This is a genomic window from Acinetobacter sp. LCT-H3, assembly GCF_001866125.1.
Lineage (GTDB): Bacteria > Pseudomonadota > Gammaproteobacteria > Pseudomonadales > Moraxellaceae > Acinetobacter > Acinetobacter schindleri.
This window is the reverse complement of the sequence record NZ_MODX01000010.1, coordinates 15640-31135: the sequence shown is the minus strand read 5'-3', so window position 1 is coordinate 31135 and position 15496 is coordinate 15640. Positions and strand designations below refer to the sequence as shown.

Below are 15496 nucleotides of genomic sequence, written 5' to 3'. Positions count from 1 at the left end.
GTAGCGTCCAATTTCAGAGTTATTCTATGAGGTAAATTCCACCATCAGAATGCACGTTAATCTCTACTTTTTCAAGTGCTTGACCTTGACATGGACCAGAAATACATTCTCCGGTTTCAACCAGGAATAAAGCACCATGGGTTGAACACTCAATAAATTCCTGATCACGATCTAGAAACTGGTTTTCCAGAAACTCCAGTTCAACCTGCAAGTGTGGACACAGGTTCTGGTAAGCATAGAACATACCATCGCGTTGAGTAATGAAAATGGTGTCGCCATTTGGCGTTTCAAAAGAACGTGCTTCACGTTCCGGGATGTCTTCGGTCATGCAAATTTTAAACATTAAGCGCATTCCTTTTGGAAGTTTTCCAATAACGCAGCATAGTCAGCAATGGCCAGACGTGGGCCAAATTGTGAAACCACCTGACTTGAAACCAGAATTGCCAATTGAGCTGCAACTTTCCAGCCTAGGCCTGCATTCAGTGCATACAGGAAAGCACCGGCAAAGGCATCACCAGCACCATTGGTATCAACTGCAGTTACAGCACGACCCGGTACAGTAAAGCTTTGACCTTCATTGCAGATCAACGCGCCTTTGGCTGACAATGTAATGACAATGTGTTGGCTGATTTCTTGCAATTTAACTAAAGCGGCTTCAATCGTTTCAGTCTCAGTGTACATCAAAGCTTCCTGTTCATTACAGAACAATAGATCTACGCCATCTGCAATCATCTCATCCAGGCCGGCACGTGCATATTGCACCATGGCTGGATCAGACAAGGTTAAAGCAATTTTCGCATCACTGGCACGGGCAATGGTACGTGCCTGTTCTACAGCATGACGGGCAGTTTCTGAAGTCGACAGATAACCTTCGATATATAGCCATTTTGCAGTTTTGAGAGGTGTGAAATCAATTTGAACGTCAGTCAGTTCCGCAGTGATACCCAAATAAGTATGCATGGTACGTTCTGAATCTGGACTTACTAGTACCATACAGGTACCAGTAACACCTTCACTGATTGAACGGGTTGTGGTTTGTATGCCGGCTTCATTTAAACCATCCAGGTAGATTTGACCCAGATTATCATTCCCGACACGGCAGGCATAGAAAGCTGAACCACCGAGCGCAGCAAAAGCCACAGTCGTGTTTGCAGCTGAACCACCAGATGCCTGGCCTTTATAGTTTTGCGTGGCTTTCAGGTTCTCATACAGCGCAGCTTGTGTTTCACCATCAGTCAGTTGCATGGTGCCTTTTTGCAGGTTGTGTGCAGTTAAAAAGTCGTCAGATACTTTAAATTCCTGGTCAATTAGCGCATTACCAATTGCAAAAAGATCAACATTTGCCATGTCAGAGAGTCACATTCAAAAAACGAAAGTCATAAGTTTACACGAATGCTCAGGTTTGCTATAGGGTGTTAAATCATTTTCAAAAAGTTTTAGGGTATGCTGTAAGGCATTCATTTCGCACTTTGGACGAATTAAAGCAGATAAATTTCGTAATCCTGCGGTCGTGCCATTGATTTAAATAGCGGATTTTATTTATAAGTGTTATATCACCTGTAACTGCATATTCATGCAAATGCAGGTTGAGCCGAGACTACAATTTCTGACAGTGTGTATATATGGATATTAAAATCGTAAAAGCCGAGCAATTACCAGATCAAATCGAAACTTTTGCTGCTCTGGCAAAAAAGGAAGGCTATGATTTAATTGAGAAATTAGTTGAAGAATATCGCACAGGAAAAAACTCCTTCAGTAAAGATAATGAATATCTTGCTGTGGCTTATGATGGAAACAAGCTGATTGCTTGTGGCGGTTTGAACCAGCAATGGGGACCAGATGGTGTGGAAGAGCGTATTGGCCGTGTACGTCGTTTCTATGTACATCCGAAATATCGCCAGCATGGAGTAGGCAAGCAATTACTGGCTTATCTGGAACAGTTAGCACGTCCGCATTATTCTGCACTTTGCCTGCATACTGAAACCAAACTGGCGGCGAGCTTTTACCAGAAGCAAAATTATGTGTTTGTCGAAAACCATCCGAATTACAATTACTTTAAATATCTGATCTAGCCGATTTTCAATTTAACAAATACGGTTCATAAACTTGGTGATTCATTTTCTGAATGACCAAGTTTACTTAATTCGATCAAAATGATCGGTTTTCAGCGTGAATAATAACAAAAACTACAGCTATAATGCGATCAGTTGTTTTTTATCTAAAAATTAGGAGATCGCATGACTGTAGATGTCACTGAAACCATTTCACAAACTGTACATCCTGCGTTTCAGTTGGTACGTCAACACCATGTTGATGCTTTAGACATTTTAGTGTCTGAATATAAACATAATGTGACCGGCGCCATTCATTATCACCTGGCAACCAATCACGATGAAAATGTCTTTTTAGTGGCTTTCCGTACGCAGCCAATGGATTCTAAAGGCGAAGCACATATTCTTGAACATACCGCGCTTTGCGGTTCAGAAAAATTTCCGGTACGTGATCCATTCTTCCTGATGATTCGCCGTTCCCTGAACACGTTCATGAATGCCTTTACTGCGGCGGACTGGACAGCTTATCCGTTTGCAACCCAGAATGATAAAGACTTCCAGAACCTGTTAGAAGTATATATGGATGCTGCTTTTGCAGCGAACCTGAATCCGCTGGATTTTGCCCAGGAAGGGATCCGTATTGAGCTCGAAAATGGTGAACCGGTTTACAAAGGTGTTGTGTTTAATGAAATGAAAGGTGCGATGAGTTCACCTTCAGATCAGCTCTATCATACGCTGGCGCATTACCTGTTCCCGGATACCACCTATCACTACAACTCAGGTGGTGATCCTAAAGATATTCCTGATTTGACTTACCAGGAGTTGGTTGATTTCTATAAGTCACATTACCATCCAAGTAATGCGGTATTCATGACCTTTGGCAACAAGTCAGCTTATGAACTGCAAGAACAGTTTGAAAACTTGGCACTGTCTAAATTTGAACAGGGTGAGACTTTATACTCAACGCCAGAAACCCGTTTGTCTGCACCGGTATCCGTGACTGATACTTATGCAGTTGATGCAGAGGATTTACGTGATAAAACCTATCACGTTATTTCCTGGTTACTACCGGAAGCAAGCGAAATCAAACTTCGTCTGGGTATGCGTCTGGTAGAAGGTATCCTGTTAGAAGATTCGGCATCTCCACTGCGTCATTATCTGGAAACCTGTGGTTATGCAGATGCAACAGGCCCATTTATGGGGGTTGATGACTCTAACTTTGAAATGACTTTCTATTGCGCAGTTCAAGGCTCAAATCCAGAATATGCTGAAGAATTTAAAAATGGCGTATTCAAGATTCTGGAAGATGTTGCTGCGAAACCGGTAGATCAGCAGGCAGTAGATGCGATTCTGCATCAGATTGAATTGCATCAGCGTGAAATCAATGGTGATGGTACGCCATATGGTTTAAGCCTGATCCTGAACGGTTTAGGTAGCGCAATTCATCACCGTGATCCGGTTGAAGTCTGGGATGTGGATTCTGCAATTGCCGCAGTTAAAGAAGAACTGAAAGACCCGATGTGGCTGTCTAATCTGATCAAAGAGCATCTGATTGATAACCCGCACCGTGTGCAACTGACGCTGGTTCCAGATGCTACCAAATCTGCCAAAGAGGCCGAAGCGGAAAAAGCACGACTGGCAGAAATTGGCAAAACACTGACTGAAGAACAAAAAGCTGAAATCGTTGCGCAGACTGAAGCTTTAAAAGTTCGTCAAGATACACCGGATGACCTGAACCTGTTACCTAAGGTTGGCCTGGAAGACGTGCCTGCCGAAATGCAGATCGTACAGGGTCAGTTGCGTGAAGTGATTTCCAATGGCATCGATACGCCATTAAACCTTTATTATGCTGGTACCAATGGTATTTATTACCAACAAGTCCTGGTACAGATTCCTAATGAAGTGGTGCAATCACCATATTTTAACCTGCTGTCGATTCTGGTCGGTGAAGTCGGTGCGGGCGAATATGATTATCTTGAATTCCAGCAAATCCAGACTGCTGTTAGCGGTGGATTAGGTATGGGAGCTTCATTACGTTCAAAAGTAGATGACAAGAATAAGGTTTCTGCCTGGTTAACGCTCACAACTAAATCTCTGGTAAATAACCTGCAAGCGATTCAGTTGCTGAAAACCGGTTTTGAGCAGCTTCGTTTTGATGAAAAAGGCCGTATTATCGAATTACTGCAACAGCGTAAAACACGCTGGCATTCGCGTATTTCGGGCTCAGGCCATAGTTATGCAATGCAGGTAGCTTCGCGTCAGCACAGTGCTTTAGCGACCCGTGATTATCATAACACTGGTCTTGGTGCATTGAACTGGCTGACGAATCTGGTGTCTCAGATTGAGAAAGATGAAGCTGCTTACGATGCCATGATTGAAGAGCTGAAACGCATTCATCGTATTTTACTGCAAGCTCCAAAACAGTTCTTACTGGTTTGTGAAGAACCGCAAGCGGACCATCTGGTAGAAGAAGTTCAGAATGTTTGGGATAAAGTTGCTGTGGACCGTAATCCGGTACAACTTGCTCAAACTGAAAAAGTATTGAATGAAGCAGATGAGGCATGGCTGATTCAGGCTAATGTTCAGTTCTGTGCAGCAGCTTATCCGGCAGTGGAAGTATCTCATCCTGATGCAGCACCATTGATGGTCTTGGCAGGCTATTTGCGTAATGGATACCTGCATAGTGCGATCCGTGAAAAAGGCGGTGCTTATGGTGGCGGTGCCAGCTATGACGGTAATGCCTGTTCATTCCGTTTCTACAGCTATCGTGATCCACGTTTAGCAGAGACTTTCAAAGACTTTGATGCGAGTGTTCAGTGGCTATTAAATGCGGAACAACAGCCACATCAACTGGAAGAAGCGATTCTGGGTCTGATTGCCAGCATGGATAAGCCGGGTTCACCAGCAGGTGAGGCAATTACAGCTTGTTATGCTTACCTGCATCAGCGTACTCCAGCATTCCGTAAGCAGTTACGTGAACGTCTGCTCAATGTGACGCTCGACGACCTGAAGCGTGTGGCCCAGCAATATCTGGTAGAACAACAGCCGTCGCGTGCTGTGGTTGCACCAGTAGCAAAACGTGAAGCACTGGAACAGCTCGGATTTGTAATTCAACAAGTTCAATAAAAGAAAAAAGGAAAATTGAATGGCGCTTAATTCGTTTAAGCGCCCAACTTTGCAGCTGAGTATTTTGCTGGGCTGTATGGGTGGGGCGCAGGTGTATGCAGAAGAAAATCAAACAACTATTCCCAGCAGTCCGATGCCAGCAACGGCTGAGGCCTGTGCCGCGGTAGAAACCAGTGCAGAACGTCTAGCGTGTTATGATGCTTTGTTCAAAGTACCAGAAGCTGAAAGAGTGGTACTGGTATCTGAACGTCGCGCAGCTGCTGAACTTGCGCCTGAACCCGATAACCTGAAAGCTAGAATTGATAAAACTGTTTCTACGGTAACGGTCAGTGAAGGCTCGCCACTGAAACCGAACCTGTCTTTATTGGACAGCCGTTGGGAACTTTCACCGGAAAGTAAACTGGGTACCTGGAATATCCGTTCTTATCAGCCGGTGTATGTATTGCCAGGATTTTGGACCTCCGAGAAAAATGAGTTTCCTGAAAGTCCGAATGAACGTAATACGGTAACAGAAGATCAGAACCTGAAATCCATGGAAGCCAAGTTTCAGCTTTCACTAAAAACCAAAGCAGTAGAAAATATTTTTGGTAATAATGGTGATATCTGGCTGGCGTATACCCAGTCTTCACGCTGGCAAGTATATAACTCTGAAGAATCACGTCCATTCCGTGAAACCAATTATGAACCAGAAGCCAGTATTGTATTCCGAACCAATTACGATTTATTTGGTCTGGACTGGCGTATGCTAGGTCTGACCATTAATCATCAGTCCAATGGCCGTTCCGATCCACTATCACGTAGCTGGAACCGGGTGATGCTGAATCTGGGCTTTGAGCGTAATAACTTTGCCCTGATGCTACGTCCTTGGTATCGTTTTGAAGAAGACCTGCCAGATGATAACAATCCGGATATCGTAGACTATGTCGGTCGTGGCGATTTGACTGCATTTTATCGCTGGAAAGATCATGACTTTTCACTTATGTTGCGACATACCTTAAAAGGCGGTGATGACAGTCGTGGTGCAGCGCAATTTGACTGGTCATTCCCGATCAGTGGTCGTCTGCGTGGACATTTTCAGCTGTTTGATGGCTACGGTGAAAGCCTGATCGACTATAACCATAAGGCGACGTATGTCGGCTTGGGTGTTTCGTTGATGAACTGGTTCTAACAAGCATTATCATCAAAAAATCCACGTGCTGACATGGATTTTTTGTTTTATATCGAAATTACCCAACCTGAATTTCTGAAGGTGGATGTTTAAGGCGGCTCTTTTTCGGTGTGGCAATAAAATAGGCCAAGGTCAAAGGACCTAAACGACCTGCAAACATTAACAGCATCAGAATCAACAGACTGGCTGGCTGTAATTCAGAAGTGACGCCACGAGACAACCCAACAGTACATGCGGCAGAAACCGTTTCAAACAGCAGATCCAGAAAGTCCTGATCTGGCTCCAGAATAAGCAGACTCATAAAGCCGGTTGCAATCAGGAGGGCGGTAATACAGACCACTGCCAACGCTTTAAAGGTGGTTTTCTCTGGAATCGAATGCTTGAATAAACGAATTTCATCTTCACGCCGTAGGAAGCTAATTACACTAATCACTACAATGATAAAAGTTCCGACCTTAATGCCACCTGCGGTACTTAAAGAACCACCACCAATAAACATCAGGAACATGGTAACTAAGGTGGATGCATTGGTCAGCTGATCCATCGGCAGGCTGTTAAAACCTGAAGAACGCGGTACTGTGGCATGGAACCAGGCATTGACCGCCTGATCGCCCACACTCATCAATGCCAGTGTTTGAGGATTAGAAGCTTCCAGAATCCAGATCAGGATAAAGGCAGAAAGATTCAGTGCAGCAATGGTACTCAAAATCAGCTTACTATTGGTACTCAGTTTGCGCCAGCGTTTATGCTGTCGTACATCCATCAACACCAAAAAGCCAATGCCGCCAATGATATACAGCATGCTAATGGTGAAGGTAATAAGATACTGATCGGCAAAGCTCATTAGACTATTCGGGAACAGGGAAAAGCCACCATTGTTAAAAGCAGAAATACTATAAAAAGAAGCGTAGAAAAAAGCCTGGGCAAAGTTATAGTCCTGCAGCCAGGCAATAGTCAGAATTACTGTGCCAATTGCTTCAAAGAACAGTGAATATAGAAACACACCTTTAATGGTAGTACTGATCTTTTTCAGGCTGGTCTGACCGATGGACTCCTGAGCCATGACCTGTTGCCTTAGTCCCATTTTAGGCGCCAGACTCATGGCAGCCAGAATGGCAAAGGTCATAAAGCCGAGTCCGCCACATTGCAGGAGAATCATGATTACGATCTTGCCGAAGACCGTATAAGCTTCTCCGACATTGACCACAGACAAACCGGTAATGGTCACCGCAGAAGTTGCAGTAAAAACAGCCTGAAACCAAGTGACATCACCATGATGAGAAACTGGCAGTATTAACAAGATTGAACCAACCAGAATCAATGCCAGAAATCCCAATGCGATAATGCTGGGTGGACTGAGATTAATGGTCCGGTTTTTATGAGCAGTTATTTTCATAGATTTTTAAAATGTTTGGACAGGCGGCGTAAAGGTTCCAGCAAGCCCTCAACAAGCAGAATATCACCTTCTTTAAGAATAAGATGCGGGTCGAGGATATATTGAACCACGGGGCCACGCTTGTGCAGAATGGTTTTAATTTCTGATGCATGATCCATCAGCTGATTGAGTTTGATACCACTTTGTTCGGTATGAATCTCAATTTTGACCAGATAACGATTATCCTCAAGCGCCATATAGCGGCTGACCATCGGATAACTTAAGGATTGCGCGATCCGAACGCCCATATCTTCCTCGGGATGAATAATCTTATCTACCCCAAGATGAGTCAGGATCATATGATGGGCTTTGGACTTGGATTTGGCCCAGATTTTTTTAACTCCCATATTCTTGAGGTGTAGGACGCAGAGAATACTGGCTTCAATATCTTCACCAATCGCCACCACCACCGCTTCACAGTTCTGAACATTTAGTTCGTCCAGCACATGTTCATCCGTGGCATCTGCAATCACGGCATGGGTGAGTTCATCTGAAATGCTTTCAACATATTTTTTATTCAGGTCGATGCCAATTACTTCATGTTTGAGTGACATCAGTTGTGTGGCAACAGTGGCACCGAAACTTCCTAAACCGATCACAGCAAACAGTGCCATGTATTTTTCCTAAAGTTGCTGCGCTTATACATGCGCTTTCTATTAATTTACGTGCTTATCTTAGTGCTTAATTAATTTTTCAGCTATTTGCTTTACATAAATATTATCAAAGACCTGCGTTCTTATTTGCTTATATCAAAAAACCGCCTCGAAAGACGGTTTTTTAGTTTAGATATCAGAATCTGAAATTATTTCAGGAAGCGTTGATAACCCAGGTTATTGGTAATCTCGTCATATGGATAGGTGATACTCTCCAGAGTTTCGATCAAACCGTCTGGATTCTGTTTTGCATCTTCCGCTTCCAAGCCGACCAGTACGCGACCTTCAGCCGCGCCGTGGTTGCGGTAGTGGAACAGGGTGATGTTATGAGTTGGGCCTAGACGTTCAAGGAAAGTCAATAACGCACCTGGACGCTCCGGGAATTCGACACGGAACAGACGTTCATTTTCAATGTCTGCATGACCACCAATCAGATAACGGATGTGCAGTTTTGCTACTTCGTCGTCAGACAGATCATCAACGTCATACTGGAATTTCAGGTTTTCATAAATTTCCTGACGTTCTTTTTCGCCATTTTTCAGGCTAATACCCACGAAGACCTGAGCTGCAGTTGCATCGCTGGCACGGTAGTTAAACTCGGTGATGTTGCGGCCTTGCAGGGCACGACAGAAACTCAGGAAAGCGCCTTTCTGTTCAGGAATGGTCACGGCAAAGATTGCTTCTTTACGCTCACCGAGTTCAGTACGTTCGGCAATATAGCGTAAACGGTCAAAGTTCATGTTGGCACCACAAACAATCGACACGATATTTTTACCTTGAATGCCGTGTTCAGCGACGTATTTTTTAATCCCTGCCAACGCCATTGCACCAGATGGTTCTACAATACTACGGCATTCGTCATAGGTATCTTTAATTGCTGCACAGACTTCATCAGTATTGACCAGTACCACATCAGGTTCAACAATTGGACCAGAATTATCTGATTTTTGCAGGCGGATGACCTCAAAAGGTTTTTCACCAATTTGTGCCACTGCAGTACCATCGGCAAATAAACCGACAGATGGAAGAATCACACGTTCATTGGCTTCTAAGGCCGCTTTTAAGCACGCGGATTCATCATATTCCACAGGAATAACTTTGACATGCGGAGCAACATCTCCCAAGTACGCTGCAACACCGGCTATCAGACCACCACCACCAACAGCAACGAAGACATATTCTACATCACGCCATTGACGCAAAATTTCATTGGCAATGGTACCTTGACCGGCCATCACCAGTTCATCGTCATAAGGTGGAATAAAGGTCATGCCATCTTCTTCGGCACGTTGAATCGCATATTTATTGGCAACGTCGAATGAATCACCGTGCAATACGACTTCGCCACCTAAGCGTTTTACCGCCTGAACCTTGATATCAGGCGTGGTTTTTGGCATCACGATAATCGCGCGAATCCCCAGCTTTTTCCCTGACAGCGCCACGCCTTGGGCATGGTTGCCTGCTGAAGCTGTGATAACGCCACGTTCGAGTTGTGATTTCGGTAATTGACTAATACGGTTATAGGCACCGCGTAGCTTGAATGAAAAAACCGGTTGTAAATCTTCACGTTTAAAGCGAATGTTATTATTTAAGCGCTCGCTAATTCGTGGCGCTGCTTCGAGTGGGGTTTCGATTGCAACATCGTATACAGTTGCTTGTAAAATTTGTCGAACCAAACGAGACAGCATGTTAATTTTCCATCTAACAGTTTAAAATAAGCACTTATTGTAACAAACCACGCGGCTTTGCGGTTTAAAATTACTGCAAAAGTCCAAATTAGTTGAGTGATGTCATGAGTCTATATGCAACCCAAGATGAGAAAAAGCAAGCTGCAGCCAAAGCAGCGTTAAAGCACTTACCAAAAGGGGGCATTTTAGGCGTCGGTACTGGGAGTACTGTCAACTTCTTAATCGAACTTTTGCCTGAACTTCAATTGGAAGCAGCAGTTGCAAGTTCTGAAGCCACTGCACAACGCCTTAAAAAATTAGGCATTGAGGTTGTTGATATGAATAGCGTAGGCGGTCTGGATGCCTATGTCGATGGTGCGGATGAAATCGACCGCCATATGCACATGATCAAAGGTGGCGGTGCTGCGCTGACACGTGAAAAAATTGTTGCGTCTATTGCGAAAAAATTCGTTTGTATCGTCGATGATTCTAAGTGGGTAGAACAGTTAGGTCGTGAATTCCCGCTTCCTGTAGAAGTGATTCCAATGGCACGTTCTGCAGTCGCACGTAAAATTGTTGCTTTAGGGGGGGACCCTGCATACCGTGAAGGCGTAATCACTGATAACGGTAATGTAATTTTGGATGTTTATAACTTAAACATTTTGAATGCATTAGAGTTAGAAAAAACTTTGAATGACATTCCAGGTGTTGTTTGTAACGGTATCTTTGCCTTAAATAAAGCTGATATTGCTGTGGTTGCTACTGATAACGGTATTGAAGAGCGTACTGCGGTTTAATTAAACTTTCTAGAAAAAATCCCTCTAAATCTTTCTGAGCGAAGTTTTAAAGCACTGCTTTAAAACAAGTGCAAGAAGGGAGATTTTTAAAAGCCCCTCTTTGAGAAAGAGGGGTTTGCGGAGATTAAAAAAGAATAAAAATGACCTTATCCGACTTACCTGAAATTCAAATTGTCCGAAATATTCGCTCAACACGTTTAAAGCTTCGTGTGGATGGTACTCAAATTCGCCTGACTGCACCCGTATTTTGCACAAAAAAACAAATCCAGAATTTTATTAATGATGCCGAAAGCTGGTTACTCAAAACCTGGCAATCCCAGCAGGAAAAAATACAAAGTGTTGATCGTAGTTTACCTGCCAGCTTGCAGCTATTTAATCTGAATCAGCCAATATCAGTTCAATACCAGGCCCAGAAGCATAATTTTATTCTGGATCATGGAAACTATATGCTCTATATCAGTGATCGAAATCCTGAAAGCTACTTAAAAGCTTTTGTAATTGCCTATGCCAAACAACAGTTACCGATTTATCTTGAACAGGTTAGTCTGGAAACAGGATTATCTTTCAATGTCTGTAATATCCGCCAGCCGAAAACCCGTTGGGGCAGCTGTTCTGCCAGACATGACATTATGCTGAATAGCGGTATTATTCTGTTTCCTGAAAATATCGTCCGTTATCTCTGCGTGCATGAACTGGCACATACCCGGCATTTTGATCATAGCCCGCATTTTTGGACTGAAGTGGCCCGGCATGATTCAGACTATCTAATTCATCGAAAAATATTGAAAAACACTGCAATGCCATGGTGGTGGGTCAGTCAGAATTAATGCAAGAATCATTAGACTTCTTTCATAAGTCATTTTTTACTCAGCTCCAAATTATAGATTCCCGCGATTAAACTAAATCTTAATCCTAGTCTTTTGCCTCTGTTACGATATCGCTCGGCAAGGATTTTGAAGGTTTTCAAACTGCCAAATACATGCTCAATCCCAATTCTTCTTTTATTGATTTCCTGATTGTAAGGTTTTAGCTCGGGATCTAGTTTGCAGCGTTTTTTTTGCTTTTAATGGCAATAAGCTATTTGGATACACTGTATAGATCCCTTGATAACCCTTATCTGCAAGGATAAAGGCGCCTGCAGGAATCTGATTCAAGTTGCGTTTGAAAAGCTCGAAATCATGTACAGCACCACGACTCGTGCATAAACTCAGAATTTTCTGAGTTCTATAATGAATGATGGCTTGAACTTTGAAGGTATGTGTTTTCTTTTTGCCACTATAGCTTTTTTTCTGTTTTTTTAGGCCTTTGTATTGGAATTTCTGTGGCATCTACGATCACTACATTCCAGTCGATGCCTTCACCTTCGGGCAAGTTTTTCGGTAAATTAAATAGTTTAGACTGAATCAGGCAGTCTTCAACATGACGGACGATTCTTGAGGCAGTCGGTTCTGAAACCCCATAACTCGTAGCAACGTGAAATAATGTCCGGTATTCACGCCAATAGCTCAGACAGAGTAAAACCTGATCTTCTACACTTAACTTAGATGGTCTACCTTTAGCAGGGACATGCATTTTCAGTTGTTCAACCATTAAATCAAAGGTTGACCATGAGATGCAGGTGTATCGCTTAAACTGTGTTTCAGAAAGCTTCTTTGAATCGATGTATTTCATCCGCAGATTATGCATGAATATTGAAAATTCTTCGGTACAAATAAGCAGCAAAAAGTAGATCATTTTTGATTTATGAAAGAGATCTAATGATAACGATAAATTAGAAGTCCTCATGATGCGGTTAATCCTCACAATTTTAATTTTTATAGTCTCGCTTCCTGCGCTGTTTTTTTACGGGCTATTTTTATACAGTATTTTTTTCCCAAGTTTACCCATGGATTATCCTTTAACCGTCAAATTTTTTATGCTGACAGGAGTGCTCGCGTGGGGAATGCTATTTTATATGGCTATTTTATGGATTAAACATCGTCAAATACCTAAAAAATTTTCAGCCAGTGCAACACTATTGGCCATTTTAGGGTTAATTCCATTTATGATTCGACTAGACGTCATTATGTTTTTGGCATTACCTGCTTTCTTATTTGTAATTTATCTTTGTCATTATAGTTGGTCTACTCCAGTAACGACCAAACACACATAAAGGTGTTTCAATCTTATCTTTAAACATGCATTTCAAAATATATAAAAAATCAGCATTCCTCAGTGAAAGAGTTTAGAAAACGTGAACTTCCTGTCATACTACCTGGCATAAAGGAAACATCTAGTTAGAGGTAATTATCGTGATTTCAGTGGGTATTGTGGGTGGCACAGGTTATACAGGCGTTGAACTTTTGCGTCTATTACTGCGACATCCAAACGTTAGCGTCAAAGCACTGACATCACGTACCGAAGCAGGTCGCCGTGTAGACGATATGTTCCCAAGCCTGCGTGGTCATACTGATCTTGAATTTTCTGATCTCAGCCTTGATTTATTAAAATCTTGTGATGTCGTATTTTTTGCGACACCACATGGCGTTGCGATGAAACATGCAGAAGAACTGCTAGCTGCAAATACCAAGGTAATTGACCTTGCCGCAGATTTCCGTTTACAGAATTTGGCACAGTTTGAAAAATGGTATGGCATGCAACATGCTTGTCCATCTATATTACAAGATTCTGTATATGGTCTGTCTGAACTGAATCGTGACAAGATCAAACAGGCGAATGTGATTGGTAACCCGGGTTGTTATCCAACAACCGTGCAGCTCGGCCTTGCACCAGTATTAAAATCTGCGGAAGCCTTAGTGAAACCTGAAAGTATTATTATTGATGCTAAATCAGGGGTTTCAGGTGCAGGCCGTAAAGCCAGCCTAGGCATGATCTATTCTGAAAATGCAGATAACTTTAAAGCTTATGGCGTAGCAGGTCACCGTCATCATCCTGAGATTGTAGAAGCGCTAGAAAATATCTCAGGTCAAAAAGGTGTATTTGACCATATTTTATTTGTACCACATCTGGTGCCAATGATTCGCGGTATGCTGTCAACTATTTACATTGACCTGACTGAAGCAGGCCAGATAGCAGATTTGCAGGCACTCTATGAACAGTTCTATGCCAATGAACAGTTCGTTGATGTCATGCCATCAGGCAGTTCGCCAGAAACCCGTTCAGTACGTGGTGCCAATGAACTCCGTATTGCACTGTACAAGCCTCAACCAACGAAACTGGTTATTCTGGTAGCACAAGATAACCTGGTGAAAGGTGCAGCAGGTCAGGCGGTACAGAATATGAACCTGATGTTTGGCTTTGCTGAAAACGCTGGCTTGCAAAACATTGCTTTATTACCATAAAAAACGTATTACAACTTCACACACATTTGAATTTCGACTTAAATGTGTGTCTTGAAAAAGATAGAAGAGATGACAATGCCGAATACTGAACCTCACGATCTGACCACAGATAACAAGAAGAAAATGCCATTTCTGAAAGGGAACACGCCACTTGCGATAGGTGCTGCAATTCTGGTACTGAGTAGTGGTTTACTTGGCTATTCGGTAGGTCATCGTCAAGGTCTGACCGTTGTAGGTTTTGAGGCGGATGCTGAACAGCTGGTTGAGGTTGTACAAAAGCAGAAAGCCAGTCTGGAAACCCTGAATAAAACCCTGAATACAGCAACGCAGGAACGTGATCTGGCCGTAAGTAATGCCAATGACCTGTATCTTGCGATGAATAAAACCCGTGATGAATATACGCAGGCAGAAAGCCTGGCGACCTTATATCGTGAAGTACTGCGTCAGCGTGGTGGTATGCCTTTATCTGTTCAGCATCTGGCAGTAAAGCCTCTACCTGAAAATGCCTTTGAATATCAGCTTGATCTGATTCAGGTAAGTCCAAGCAAGGGGCGTGTTTCCGGTTCGGTTGAATTGCGCCTGATTCGGGGAACTGAAATTTTAATTGTGCCTTTGGCAGATAAAAACTTCAATTTCGAAAATTATGAACGTCTGACTGGTCGTTGGACAATGCCGAAAGGTTTTGTACCAGAATTTATAGAAGTTCGACTGACTGGTACAAGCAAGCCTGTTACCCGCCGTTTTAGCTGGAGTAAGGGCGAGGCAATTGAAAATCAATCTGCATTCCTGTCAGAGATTCCTCAGACAGAAGCCAATGCAAACTAAAGTGTGAAATGTAAATCTTATGCCTAGCAACAAGCGTCATATTTGTTTAAGTGAAATCAAGAACTCTTTTAATCAGTCCGGTGTGGTTGACTGGCACATAAGCCCACGCTTGGCAAACGACCCTTTTCATGACGAAGATGCTGATATTACAGTACAAACAGCACCGCCAGAGTTGAAGCGCCCACCGATGTATGCGGTGGTATTGATGAATGACGATTACACCCCAATGGAGTTTGTAATTGAAATTTTACAACAATACTTTGCAATGAATCTTGACCAAGCTACGCAAGTAATGCTAACTGTACATTATGAAGGAAAAGGTGTTGCTGGCGTCTATCCAAGAGACATTGCGGAAACGAAAGCGAACCAGGTCAATAATTACGCTCGATCACAAGGTCATCCTTTACTTTGCCAGATAGAGCCTAAAGATTAA

At 42.9% G+C, this 15496-nt stretch carries 16 protein-coding genes; 8 read left to right on the top strand and 8 right to left on the bottom strand.

Translation table 11 applies throughout. The features are described 5' to 3' along the window. Nucleotides 1-19: 19 nt before the first annotated feature. Together BK820_RS07260 and BK820_RS07255 are read right to left on the bottom strand one after the other, a co-directional pair. Nucleotides 20-328, bottom strand: coding sequence for a Rieske (2Fe-2S) protein (locus BK820_RS07260; protein ID WP_171058625.1), 309 nt, complete (start codon nucleotides 326-328; stop codon nucleotides 20-22). Nucleotides 329-342: 14 nt separating this feature from the next. Continuing rightward, entirely contained in the window at nucleotides 343-1347 is a 1005-nt protein-coding gene (locus tag BK820_RS07255; protein WP_004812757.1) for an adenosine kinase, read from the bottom strand. 275 nt (nucleotides 1348-1622) lie between these two features. Here BK820_RS07255 and BK820_RS07250 point away from each other — a divergent pair, with 275 nt between their 5' ends. From BK820_RS07250 to BK820_RS07240, 3 genes are all read left to right on the top strand, one after another. Next, nucleotides 1623-2072 (top strand): GNAT family N-acetyltransferase, encoded by a 450-nt coding sequence (locus tag BK820_RS07250; RefSeq protein ID WP_004812759.1) that lies wholly within the window; start codon nucleotides 1623-1625, stop codon nucleotides 2070-2072. 165 nt (nucleotides 2073-2237) lie between these two features. Then, nucleotides 2238-5177: an insulinase family protein gene (locus tag BK820_RS07245; protein ID WP_071320525.1), complete on the top strand. Its 2940-nt coding sequence runs from the start codon at nucleotides 2238-2240 to the stop codon at nucleotides 5175-5177. Nucleotides 5178-5196: 19 nt separating this feature from the next. Then, entirely contained in the window at nucleotides 5197-6345 is a 1149-nt protein-coding gene (locus BK820_RS07240; RefSeq protein WP_004812763.1) for a phospholipase A, read from the top strand. A gap of 58 nt (nucleotides 6346-6403) precedes the next feature. Here BK820_RS07240 and BK820_RS07235 read toward each other — a convergent pair whose 3' ends face one another. The 3 genes from BK820_RS07235 to ilvA all read right to left on the bottom strand — a co-directional run bounded on the left by BK820_RS07235 (nucleotide 6404) and on the right by ilvA (nucleotide 10121). After that, nucleotides 6404-7741, bottom strand: coding sequence for a TrkH family potassium uptake protein (locus tag BK820_RS07235; RefSeq protein ID WP_004812765.1), 1338 nt, complete (start codon nucleotides 7739-7741; stop codon nucleotides 6404-6406). Further along, nucleotides 7738-8394, bottom strand: a complete 657-nt coding sequence (locus BK820_RS07230; protein WP_004812766.1) for a potassium channel family protein — start codon at nucleotides 8392-8394, stop codon at nucleotides 7738-7740. Before BK820_RS07230 ends, BK820_RS07235 begins: the two co-directional genes overlap by 4 nt. Nucleotides 8395-8582: 188 nt before the next feature. Further along, a complete protein-coding gene (ilvA, locus tag BK820_RS07225; RefSeq protein ID WP_004812768.1) occupies nucleotides 8583-10121 on the bottom strand; it encodes a threonine ammonia-lyase, biosynthetic in 1539 nt (512 codons plus the stop codon). Between the two features lie 104 nt (nucleotides 10122-10225). Between ilvA and rpiA the strand changes: the two genes are divergently transcribed. Together rpiA and BK820_RS07215 are read left to right on the top strand one after the other, a co-directional pair. Continuing rightward, complete coding sequence (gene rpiA, locus BK820_RS07220; RefSeq protein WP_005221821.1) at nucleotides 10226-10897, top strand: ribose-5-phosphate isomerase RpiA; 672 nt, start codon at nucleotides 10226-10228, stop codon at nucleotides 10895-10897. Between the two features lie 140 nt (nucleotides 10898-11037). Next, on the top strand, nucleotides 11038-11724 hold the full coding sequence (locus BK820_RS07215) for a YgjP family zinc-dependent metalloprotease (RefSeq protein WP_071320524.1): 687 nt from the start codon (nucleotides 11038-11040) through the stop codon (nucleotides 11722-11724). Between the two features lie 29 nt (nucleotides 11725-11753). Here the strand turns inward: BK820_RS07215 and BK820_RS15845 are convergent, their stop codons facing one another. From BK820_RS15845 to BK820_RS07205, 3 genes are read right to left on the bottom strand one after another with little or no spacing between them, the layout of a single operon-like run. Beyond that, on the bottom strand, nucleotides 11754-11906 hold the full coding sequence (locus BK820_RS15845; protein WP_108619318.1) for a transposase: 153 nt from the start codon (nucleotides 11904-11906) through the stop codon (nucleotides 11754-11756). Further along, nucleotides 11899-12225, bottom strand: a complete 327-nt coding sequence (locus BK820_RS07210) for a transposase (RefSeq protein ID WP_004894538.1) — start codon at nucleotides 12223-12225, stop codon at nucleotides 11899-11901. Before BK820_RS07210 ends, BK820_RS15845 begins: the two co-directional genes overlap by 8 nt. Then, complete coding sequence (locus tag BK820_RS07205) at nucleotides 12173-12568, bottom strand: transposase family protein (RefSeq protein WP_071320558.1); 396 nt, start codon at nucleotides 12566-12568, stop codon at nucleotides 12173-12175. Before BK820_RS07205 ends, BK820_RS07210 begins: the two co-directional genes overlap by 53 nt. A gap of 614 nt (nucleotides 12569-13182) precedes the next feature. Between BK820_RS07205 and argC the strand changes: the two genes are divergently transcribed. The 3 genes from argC to clpS all read left to right on the top strand — a co-directional run bounded on the left by argC (nucleotide 13183) and on the right by clpS (nucleotide 15496). Continuing rightward, entirely contained in the window at nucleotides 13183-14238 is a 1056-nt protein-coding gene (argC, locus tag BK820_RS07195; protein ID WP_171260599.1) for an N-acetyl-gamma-glutamyl-phosphate reductase, read from the top strand. A 75-nt stretch (nucleotides 14239-14313) separates the two neighbouring features. After that, the gene (locus BK820_RS07190; protein WP_071320522.1) at nucleotides 14314-15063 is read left to right on the top strand and encodes a DUF6776 family protein; all 750 of its coding nucleotides are present in this window, start codon (nucleotides 14314-14316) and stop codon (nucleotides 15061-15063) included. A 19-nt stretch (nucleotides 15064-15082) separates the two neighbouring features. Then, nucleotides 15083-15496 carry an ATP-dependent Clp protease adapter ClpS gene (clpS, locus tag BK820_RS07185; RefSeq protein WP_004894548.1) on the top strand — a complete coding sequence of 138 codons (414 nt, stop codon included), beginning with the start codon at nucleotides 15083-15085 and terminating at the stop codon, nucleotides 15494-15496.

Coding starts and splice junctions, on each gene's coding strand:
- BK820_RS07260 (WP_171058625.1), bottom strand. CDS start 328: ATGACCGAAGACATCCCGGAACGTGAAGCACGTTCTTTTGAAACGCCA.
- BK820_RS07255 (WP_004812757.1), bottom strand. CDS start 1,347: ATGGCAAATGTTGATCTTTTTGCAATTGGTAATGCGCTAATTGACCAG.
- BK820_RS07250 (WP_004812759.1), top strand. CDS start 1,623: ATGGATATTAAAATCGTAAAAGCCGAGCAATTACCAGATCAAATCGAA.
- BK820_RS07245 (WP_071320525.1), top strand. CDS start 2,238: ATGACTGTAGATGTCACTGAAACCATTTCACAAACTGTACATCCTGCG.
- BK820_RS07240 (WP_004812763.1), top strand. CDS start 5,197: ATGGCGCTTAATTCGTTTAAGCGCCCAACTTTGCAGCTGAGTATTTTG.
- BK820_RS07235 (WP_004812765.1), bottom strand. CDS start 7,741: ATGAAAATAACTGCTCATAAAAACCGGACCATTAATCTCAGTCCACCC.
- BK820_RS07230 (WP_004812766.1), bottom strand. CDS start 8,394: ATGGCACTGTTTGCTGTGATCGGTTTAGGAAGTTTCGGTGCCACTGTT.
- ilvA (WP_004812768.1), bottom strand. CDS start 10,121: ATGCTGTCTCGTTTGGTTCGACAAATTTTACAAGCAACTGTATACGAT.
- rpiA (WP_005221821.1), top strand. CDS start 10,226: ATGAGTCTATATGCAACCCAAGATGAGAAAAAGCAAGCTGCAGCCAAA.
- BK820_RS07215 (WP_071320524.1), top strand. CDS start 11,038: ATGACCTTATCCGACTTACCTGAAATTCAAATTGTCCGAAATATTCGC.
- BK820_RS07210 (WP_004894538.1), bottom strand. CDS start 12,225: ATGCCACAGAAATTCCAATACAAAGGCCTAAAAAAACAGAAAAAAAGC.
- BK820_RS07205 (WP_071320558.1), bottom strand. CDS start 12,568: ATGAAATACATCGATTCAAAGAAGCTTTCTGAAACACAGTTTAAGCGA.
- BK820_RS07190 (WP_071320522.1), top strand. CDS start 14,314: ATGCCGAATACTGAACCTCACGATCTGACCACAGATAACAAGAAGAAA.
- clpS (WP_004894548.1), top strand. CDS start 15,083: ATGCCTAGCAACAAGCGTCATATTTGTTTAAGTGAAATCAAGAACTCT.